Origin of the sequence: Gordonia sp. NPDC058843, from assembly GCF_042743165.1 — a bacterium.
Lineage (GTDB): Bacteria > Actinomycetota > Actinomycetes > Mycobacteriales > Mycobacteriaceae > Gordonia.
Genome location: NZ_JBHYNC010000080.1, coordinates 1 through 8,215, shown reverse-complemented (window position 1 = coordinate 8,215; position 8,215 = coordinate 1). Strand labels below are relative to the sequence as shown.

The 8,215-nt window shown below is 66.7% G+C and carries 8 protein-coding genes; 1 reads left to right on the top strand and 7 read right to left on the bottom strand.

All coding sequences use genetic code 11. From position 1 onward, the window contains the following. Window positions 1–236: 236 nt before the first annotated feature. Genes ACFW3F_RS25375 through ACFW3F_RS25360 form a run of 4 tightly spaced genes read right to left on the bottom strand, consistent with a single transcriptional unit; the run spans window position 237 to window position 4,989 of the window. Entirely contained in the window at window positions 237–1,292 is a 1,056-nt protein-coding gene (locus ACFW3F_RS25375; RefSeq protein ID WP_388062459.1) for a prenyltransferase, read from the bottom strand. Window positions 1,293–1,317: 25 nt separating this feature from the next. Next, complete coding sequence (locus tag ACFW3F_RS25370; RefSeq protein WP_388062457.1) at window positions 1,318–2,049, bottom strand: class I SAM-dependent methyltransferase; 732 nt, start codon at window positions 2,047–2,049, stop codon at window positions 1,318–1,320. Next, window positions 2,036–3,310 carry a glycosyltransferase family 4 protein gene (locus ACFW3F_RS25365; protein ID WP_388062460.1) on the bottom strand — a complete coding sequence of 425 codons (1,275 nt, stop codon included), beginning with the start codon at window positions 3,308–3,310 and terminating at the stop codon, window positions 2,036–2,038. The genes ACFW3F_RS25370 and ACFW3F_RS25365 overlap by 14 nt, the downstream gene beginning before the upstream one ends. 2 nt (window positions 3,311–3,312) lie before the next feature. Further along, window positions 3,313–4,989 (bottom strand): FAD-dependent oxidoreductase, encoded by a 1,677-nt coding sequence (locus ACFW3F_RS25360; RefSeq protein ID WP_388062455.1) that lies wholly within the window; start codon window positions 4,987–4,989, stop codon window positions 3,313–3,315. Window positions 4,990–5,089: 100 nt separating this feature from the next. Here ACFW3F_RS25360 and ACFW3F_RS25355 point away from each other — a divergent pair, with 100 nt between their 5' ends. After that, window positions 5,090–5,917, top strand: a complete 828-nt coding sequence (locus ACFW3F_RS25355; RefSeq protein WP_388062453.1) for an acyl-[acyl-carrier-protein] thioesterase — start codon at window positions 5,090–5,092, stop codon at window positions 5,915–5,917. A gap of 119 nt (window positions 5,918–6,036) precedes the next feature. Here ACFW3F_RS25355 and ACFW3F_RS25350 read toward each other — a convergent pair whose 3' ends face one another. The 3 genes from ACFW3F_RS25350 to ACFW3F_RS25340 all read right to left on the bottom strand — a co-directional run bounded on the left by ACFW3F_RS25350 (window position 6,037) and on the right by ACFW3F_RS25340 (window position 7,870). Beyond that, window positions 6,037–6,588, bottom strand: a complete 552-nt coding sequence (locus tag ACFW3F_RS25350) for a DUF3558 domain-containing protein (RefSeq protein ID WP_388062451.1) — start codon at window positions 6,586–6,588, stop codon at window positions 6,037–6,039. Then, window positions 6,585–7,472: a DUF3558 family protein gene (locus ACFW3F_RS25345; RefSeq protein WP_388062449.1), complete on the bottom strand. Its 888-nt coding sequence runs from the start codon at window positions 7,470–7,472 to the stop codon at window positions 6,585–6,587. The genes ACFW3F_RS25350 and ACFW3F_RS25345 overlap by 4 nt, the downstream gene beginning before the upstream one ends. 203 nt (window positions 7,473–7,675) lie before the next feature. After that, complete coding sequence (locus ACFW3F_RS25340) at window positions 7,676–7,870, bottom strand: hypothetical protein (protein ID WP_388062447.1); 195 nt, start codon at window positions 7,868–7,870, stop codon at window positions 7,676–7,678. Window positions 7,871–8,215 lie beyond the last annotated feature (345 nt).

The window sequence follows — 8,215 nt, the reverse complement described above, 5'->3', positions numbered from 1 at the left end:
CGCAACGTGTCTCACCAGGCCCTTCGAGGCTCGTCGCTTGCGCTCCTCGCACCTCAGGGAGCAGGGGTTATGCGGTTCTTTCGGATTAGGGAGCAAGGGAGCCTTCTCACGCCCCTCAGGGAGCAAAGGGCATGCAATCGCTCCTTCGCACCTCAGTGTCTGCGGCCTGGCGGCCGTCGTGCACCACGAAAGAACTCCTCCGCAAGCTCCGGGCGCTCCTCAGGGAGCGAGGTGGCTCAGGGAGTGGGGGCGACGAGCCGCTGGCGGACGTCCCGGAAGATCCCGTTGGCAACACTCGTGCGGCTCACCGCGTCGGCGGCCAGGATCACCGCCGCTGAGGTCCAGCAGCTCTTCTCCACCGGCCAGCGTTTGCCGTCGGCGAAAACCAGTCCGGTCCAATATGATCCGTCCGGGTCGCGCAGGTGCTGGATCGATGCGATCAGCTCGATGGCGTCGGCGGTGTCGCCGAGTGCATCGAGCGCCAGTGCGAGCTCACACGTTTCGGCTCCGGTGACCCAGGGACGATGGTCGACGCACCGAACCCCCTTGCCGGGGACCACGAACTGTTCCCAACGTCGCGCGATGAGTTCCTGTCCGTCGCGCCCGCGGACGGCACCGCCGAGAATCGGGTAGTACCAGTCCATCGAGTGCTCGGAGGGCGGCGTGAAGATCTGCCACTTCTCGCGGGGCACGTCGGCACGAATCGTGTCACCGAGCACGCTGTGCGCCGCGATCCAGGCCTCGTCGGGCTGATCCATCTCGCCCGCGATCCGGATGGCACAGTCCAGCGCCTGGAAGATGCTGGCGTTGCCCGTGATCAGCGCTTCACCGAACATCGCGCCGGTCCGGTGGTCGCCACCCCAGCGGAACGCACCGTCCTCGCGCTGGAATCGCAGGACACAGTCGATCGCCGACCAGACCACCGGCCACATCTTCTGCAGGAAGGCGTCGTCACCGGTGATCAGGTAGTGATGCCACACACCGACCGCGATGTACGCGCAGAAGTTGCTGTCGGTACCCGCGTCCTCCACTTTTCCGACGACGGTGCGGATGGGCCACGAGCCGTCGTCGCGCTGCTTACGGCGCGACCACTCGTACGCAGCCTCGGCCTCGGCATGAAACCCGGTCACCGACAACGCCATCGCGGACTCGATATGGTCCCACGGGTCCGTCTGCCCGCCAGGGAACCACGGCAGCGCCCCGGATTCCTCCTGCATGCCGACGATCGCGGCACCGGTGGCGAGCATCTGCTCGGCCGAGACCACACCTGGGACCGCCGGGGCGGCCGTCATGGGGCTCCCGTCCCGGAGGGGCCCGTCATGAAGGCGTGGCGGCGGTCTCGGGCTTGCGCAGGTACAGGGCAACCGACTTGCCGATGAGCGGGTTCAGCACCTGCTCCCCGACCCTGGTCAGCCACGGCTTGCTCATCATGTCCCAGACGAGTAGCTGGTGGTAGCCCTTCACCAGGACGTTGTCGTTGTTCTCGACTCCGACCGCACACTTCAGCCACCAGTACGGGGCATGCAACGCGTGCGCGTGGTCGGTGCCGGTGACCTCGAGTCCGGCGCGCTGCAACTTGCCTGCGAGCTCGGATGCCTTGTAGATACGGACGTGTCCGCCCTCGACCTCGTGGTACTCGTCGGACAGTGCCCAGCACACCTTCTCCGGCCAGTACCTGGGCACGGTGACCGCGGCGACGCCTCCCGGCTTCAAGACGCGCACCATCTCGGTGATCGCGCCCTCGTCGGTCGGGATGTGCTCGAGGATCTCACTCATCAAGACGACATCGAAACTGTTGTCCGAGTACGGAAGACGAAGCGCGTCGCCGACCTCGGCACGGGCCTTGGCCGACGCGGGCACATGCCCTTCGGCCATCATCGCGTCGAACATCTCCCCGACGTCGGACATATCGCTCTCGGACATGTCGAAGGCGATCACCTCCGCGCCGCGCCGGAACATCTCGAACGAGTGCCTACCCTGCCCCGCCCCGATGTCGATCGCCTTGGTGCCCGGTCCAACGCCAAGCCGGTCGAAATCAACTGTGAGCACTCAATGTCCCTTCTGTTGCCCGCCGGTGTCCGGCGAGCACGGTTTCGTAGTGAGCCGCCGTCTTCGCGGCCACCGCTGCCCAGCTGTAGTTCTCCTCGGCGCGTCGACGACCACCGTCGCCGAGGCGCGCCCGCAGGTCGGCGTCGTCGAGCAACCGACCGATGGCCTGAGCCAGACGTCCGGAATCACTCGGCGGCACCAGGAGTGCGGCTTCCTCGGCGGTGCCGACGACCTCCGGGATCGCGCCGGCTCGCGTGGCGACGAGCGGCGTACCGCAACTCATCGCCTCGACTGCCGGCAGCGAGAATCCCTCGTACAGCGACGGCACACACGCCACCTCGGCCGAAGCGAGCAGGCCGGCGATCTCTTCGTCCTCGAGCCCGGACACCACCGAGACCCGATCCGAGATCGCCAGATCCTCGATCATCTTGGCGGACGGGCCGTTCGGGTCCAACTTGGACACCAGTACCAGTTCGACGTCCCGCTCGGACGACAGCTTGGCGACCGCCTCGAGCAGGTACGACACACCCTTCAGCGGGGCATCGGCGCTGGCAACACAGACGATGCGACCCGGCACCCGCGTGGCCGACGGCGTGAAGATCTCGGTGTCGACCCCCAGCGGAATCGTGGTGATGCGACCCGACGGAATGTCGAACGCCTTGCGGATGTCGACCTCGCTGCTCCGGGACACGGTGAGCAACTCCGGGATCCGGCGTGAGACTCGTCCCTGCATCCGTAGGAAGGAGTGCCACCGCCACGCGCTGATCTTGCGCCATCCCTTGGCTGCCTTGACCGCCAGCGTGCGATCGCGGGTGATGGGGTGGTGGATCGTCGCGATCAGTGGGAAGCCCGCCTTCTGGATGTCGAGCAACCCGTACCCGAGGCACTGGTTGTCGTGCACGATGTCGAAGTCGTCGCGGCGGTCCTTCAGCAGGCGTGCCACCCGGAGGCTGAAGGTGAGGGGCTCACCGAAGCTGGCCGACCACATCGAACCGACCTCGAGGACGTCGATCCAGTCGCGGTACTCGGACGGCCGGGGCGTCCGGAACGGGTCCGGTTCGTCGTAGAGACCGAGGCTGGGCACCTTGGTGACGGTGACACCGGCATCGATGGTCACCTGGTCCAGTTCCGGATACGGCTGACCCGAGAAGATCTCGACGCTGTGACCCAGCAGGGCGAGTTCACGCGACAGGTGGCGGACGTAGACGCCCTGTCCGCCACAGTGCGGCTTGCTGCGGTAGGACAGCAGTGCGATACGCACGGTCACTGCGCCCCGGCGGTGGCGGCCGCCTCGAACTCGGAGACGCTGACGAACTTCGCGCGGACCCGGCCCGCGGCTTTGCCCGCGGACTTCTCGGCCGCGTCGATCGCCTTCCACCCGGTCAGGTCGATGCGGTTGGCGCCGCGGTCGGCGACGAGAGCGGCGACATCGTCCCGCGAGGTCGACGGATCGTCGAATGCGGCGGCGACGAAGTCGGCGACGACGGCCTGAGCGGTCTCCTGACCGCAGATGCGATTCATCCCGATGCCCCCCGTGGCTCCCCGTTTGATCCATCCCGTCACGTACAGCCCCGGCATCACGTCGCCACCGGCCGCCGTCTGGACCCGTCCCTCGGTGTTGGGGACGACGCCGTGTCCCTCGTCGAACGGCAGGTCGGTGACGGGCACACCGCGGTAGCCGATCGCCCGCAGGACCAGTCCGGTCTCGAGGTCGAAACGTTCGTCGGTCGGTGTCACCGCGACCCTTCCGGTCGCGTCCGCGTAGGCATTGCGCACGCAGGCAAGCGTAGCCACTTCCCCGTCACCGGCAATTTCGACCGGAGATGTGAGGAATCGGAACACGATGCGCTTGTTGCCCGGGGTCTGCGGCCGTTCGGCGAATTCGCGGGCGAGCCGGATCTTGGTGGCGATCGTCGAGTCGAGCGTGTCGTCGGACAGAGCGGCCTCGGCGGCCGGGTCGAGGACCAGCTCATCGGGGTCGATGACGACGTCCACGCCCTCGACCTCACCCAGCGCCAGGAACTCACTGTTGGTGTAGGCCGCCTGCGCGACGCCGCGGCGCCCCAGGAGGACGACCTCGGAGATATTCGACTCCCGCAGCTTCGCGAGCGCGTGATCGGCGATGTCGGTCTTCGCGAGCTCGTCGGGATCGGTGACGAGGATGCGCGCGACGTCGAGGGCGACATTGCCGTTGCCGACAACGACCGCCCGCTCGGACGACAGATCGACATCGAGGTCGGCGAAATCGGGATGGCCGTTGTACCAGGCGACGAATTGCGTCGCGGCGACCGAGTTGGCCAGGTCCTCACCCTCGATGCCCAGCCGCTTGTCGGTCGCGGCACCCACGGCGTAGATGACCGCGTGGTAGCGCGCCACGAGCTCGTCGTGGCTGATGTGCTTGCCGACCTCGACATTCAGGTAGTAGGCGAAGTTCTTCTTCGCCGCGACCGAGGCGAAGGTCTTCTCCACACCCTTGGTGGCGCTGTGGTCCGGCGCGACCCCGGCGCGCACGAGTCCGTACGGCGTCGGCAACCGATCGAACATGTCGACCTTGATGCTCGGTTTGCGGACGAGTTCCTCGGCGGCATAGAACGCGGCGGGCCCGGCGCCCACGACCGCCACGTGCAGTTCCTTGTCGGGCAACGCAGGCGCCTTACGCGGCGGGACGAGCCCGCCTTCGACGCTGTGGTCCTTGTAATAGTCGGCGTTGATCTGGAGGTACGGCTCGTCGCGCTCCTCCAGCTGATCGTCGGGGATGATCGCCTCCACCGGGCACTCATCGATACAGGCCCCGCAGTCGATGCACGTCTCCGGATCGATGTAGAGGGCCTCCGCCGTCAAGAACTCCGGCTCGTCGGGCGTGGGGTGGATGCAGTTCACCGGACACACGCTCACGCAACTGGCATCGTTGCAACATGGGCGGGTAATCACATGCGCCATCTGCTGTTTCCTCGTAATCCGACACGTAGAACGTGTTCTATTTTTCCGGTTGAATGTATCTTAGCTGCAAAGATACCGGTGACCTATCGGAGGGACTCGAGTGAGCCAGGTTACGCCAGCAGTGTCGGTTGGATCACTTCCGGACCGCAAGCCTGGATCCCAGTTCTACGAGGTGGGTTATCGCGTCCGAACCGGCGACGTCGACCAGGACATGCGGGTTCGACTCGACGCCGTCGCCCGTTACCTCCAGGATGTCGCCAACGACAACCTCGAGGCCACCGAGTTCAGTGCGACCGACCCGTTCTGGATCGTGCGGCGCACCATCATCGACGTCATCGAGCCCCTGACCTGGCCGGGGGCGGTGACCGCGCAGCGCTGGTGCGGCGCCCTGTCGACGCGCTGGACCAACATGCGCGTGCGCCTCACCGCCGAACACGAGACGAATCGGTTCAACCCCCGACCGCGTGCTCCGGGTCGGATCGAGACCGAGGCGTTCTGGATCAACGTCAACGAGAAGGGCGTGCCGTCACGCCTGTCCGACGAGGCGTTCTCGATGCTGTCGGCGATGACCGACGAGCACCGCCTCCGCTGGCGGTCGATGAATCCCGAGAAGGCCCCCGATCCTGACGAGATCGACTTCCCCGACCGCGAGCATGTTCTGCGCATCACCGACTTCGACCCGTTCAAGCACCTGAACAATGCCGCCTACCTGGAGGCCATCGAAGACGAACTCGTCGAGCATCCCGACCTGGTCGACGGTCCGCACCGCGTGGTCATCGAATACCTGCGGCCCATCGTCCCGGGCACGCGGCTGATCCTGCGTCGGGTGCGCGAGGGCGACCGGCTGACCGTGTGGCTGATGATGCCGGGCACCGGCGACGAGCTCGTCGTCGCGGCCAGCGTCGTCGTCGGACCGCTCCCGGCGTGAGTGGGTTTCGGCACGCTCGACCACCCGCTGGCCGAGCAGCGTCGACCGAGCGCAGCGAGGCCACCGCGCCCGTCGAGGTCACCAGGTGGCACACCAGCCTGACACTGAAACCAGCAGGCTCACTGACCGCCCTGTAGGAGCAGCTCCATCAGCTTGACCGGCGCCGCACACGGATCACCCTGGGGTGCACCGCGGGGCTCGACGAACCAGGTGAAGATGCCGCGACTGGGCGCCCGGGCCGTCACGCCGCACACTCCCGGACGGTCGGGGCTGCGCTGGGTGAACGCCGATTGACTGGCGACCTTGATGTTCTCGGTCTCGAAACCGAGCTTCTTCGCCGTCTCCTTCTCGACGTTGACATTGCCCCACTCGAACCAGTTGAAGGTCACGCTCACGACGTCGGTGGTTCCCGAGACCAGCCACCGGCAGATGGCCCCACTGAACGACCGTTCGGCGAATCCCCCACCGGCGACGACGTCGGCGATCATGGCGTCCGGCAGCACGTCGCATTCGAGCAACAGCCGGTCGAACTGGTCGGTGTCGATGTCGCTGCTGCCGGACTGATCCGCGGCCCCGAGGGGCACCGCCTCACCGTCGACGGTGCGCGCACACCCGGCGAGCGCGGTCAGGGTCAGCAAGACGGCGCCGAGCAGGACGAGAACCCGCTTCACGACGCACGCTCGATCGACATCGTCGCCAGCTCGCGTGCGGCATCGCAGATCTCTTCGATCGGCCGGGGCGTCGCGGCGTCGCCCCGGATCGACCACTCGAAGAAGTCCGCGCCGAAGCCGATGCCGACCTCGCAGATCTGACCCGACTGCGTGTAACCGATGAATCCTTGGTGCCCGTCGATCTCGAGTTTGTCGGTGACATCGCGCGACAGCTTCACGTTCGCCTCCTCGCGTCCGATCGGCGACCCGCGATACCAGTTGAACGAGGCGACGGCGCCCGTCCTCGAACCGGTCGTGTCCCATTCGCACACCGAGGTGTTGTTCACGGTCTCCGTGAGCCCACCGAAACCGGTGATGCGGACGACATCCTCCATGGATACGCCGCCGCATTCGCCGAAGAACGGTCCCGAACCGGCCTGGGCGGGCGCCTCGGGCGTGTTCGGCTTGTTCGGGTCGGCCGTCGGCTCATCGCCGGAGCAGGCACCGACCACCAGCACGACCACAGCCAGCACCGCGATGAGGAAGGTGCTGTCTCGCACTCGATCCAGTTGCCGCCGTTCACGTTTGGTCGGACGGCCGGCTCCACGGTCGCGGCGCGGTTGACTCGCCAGGATCTCCTTGGGCGGGGGTGGTGGCGACCGGTCGACGAAGCACTCGGCAGCCATCGGCGCGGACACCCGCTTGCTGATCGTCCTGGTGATCTCGATGATGCGTTCGCGGCCGGCCAGCCGAACCCGGATCTCGTCGCCCGGCACCACTGGCTGCGCCGGTTTGGCGGTCACCCCGTTGACCCGGACGTGTCCGCCACGGCAGGCGGCGCCCGCGGCCGATCTGGTCTTGGTCAGACGGATGGCCCAGATGTAGGCGTCGACGCGGGTGGACATGGTCAGCCGCCCAGCCGACTCGTCCCGAACGCGGCAACACGTCCGGCCGGAGCGTCTCGACCCCGTTCAGCGACCACGACGCCGACTCCCTTCACCGCTCACCTCGACCCGTACACCGCGTTTCTCAGCTCTCGCGGACAGTCATTGGGCACCACTGTAGCCGCGTCGAATACCTCGACGTGGGCTCCGAACGGGCGACGCCGTCAGCGCTTGCGCGTCAGCAGGTATGCGCCCCCGCCGACGGCGAGGACGAAGAACAGGATCGCCAGAAAGGTCTGGTCGAGCAGCAGCAGAGTCGCGAACACGGCGATGCCGGGCGACACCGCGACCAGACTCATCACCGGGTGCTCACGCACGACTTCCGACAGCGCTCTGCTCTTGTCCCGATCGATCGCCATGAGGCCCTCCCTGGTCGGTTGCCCCGCACCGGCCTGACGAGCGGTCCGGGGTCGTGTGCCCAGCGTAGTCACGTCCCAGGACTGGGCCGGCAAATCGCCACTTCCACCTGGAGTTTCTGCGGCCTGTCCCTGTTCCCTGAGCGAAGCGAACCTCGACGGGCATGGTGACGAACCTCGCCGGGCCCTCGTGGCTCTTCGCTATCTCTCCTCGCACCTCAGTTTCGGCGGCCTGTCGGCCGTCGTGGACCACGGAAGAACACTCGTGAGTGTCCGAAATCCATGCTCCCTGAGGTGCGAGCGAAGCGAGCCACCAAGGGCTGTCTCTTATAAACAAATACCAGCCCA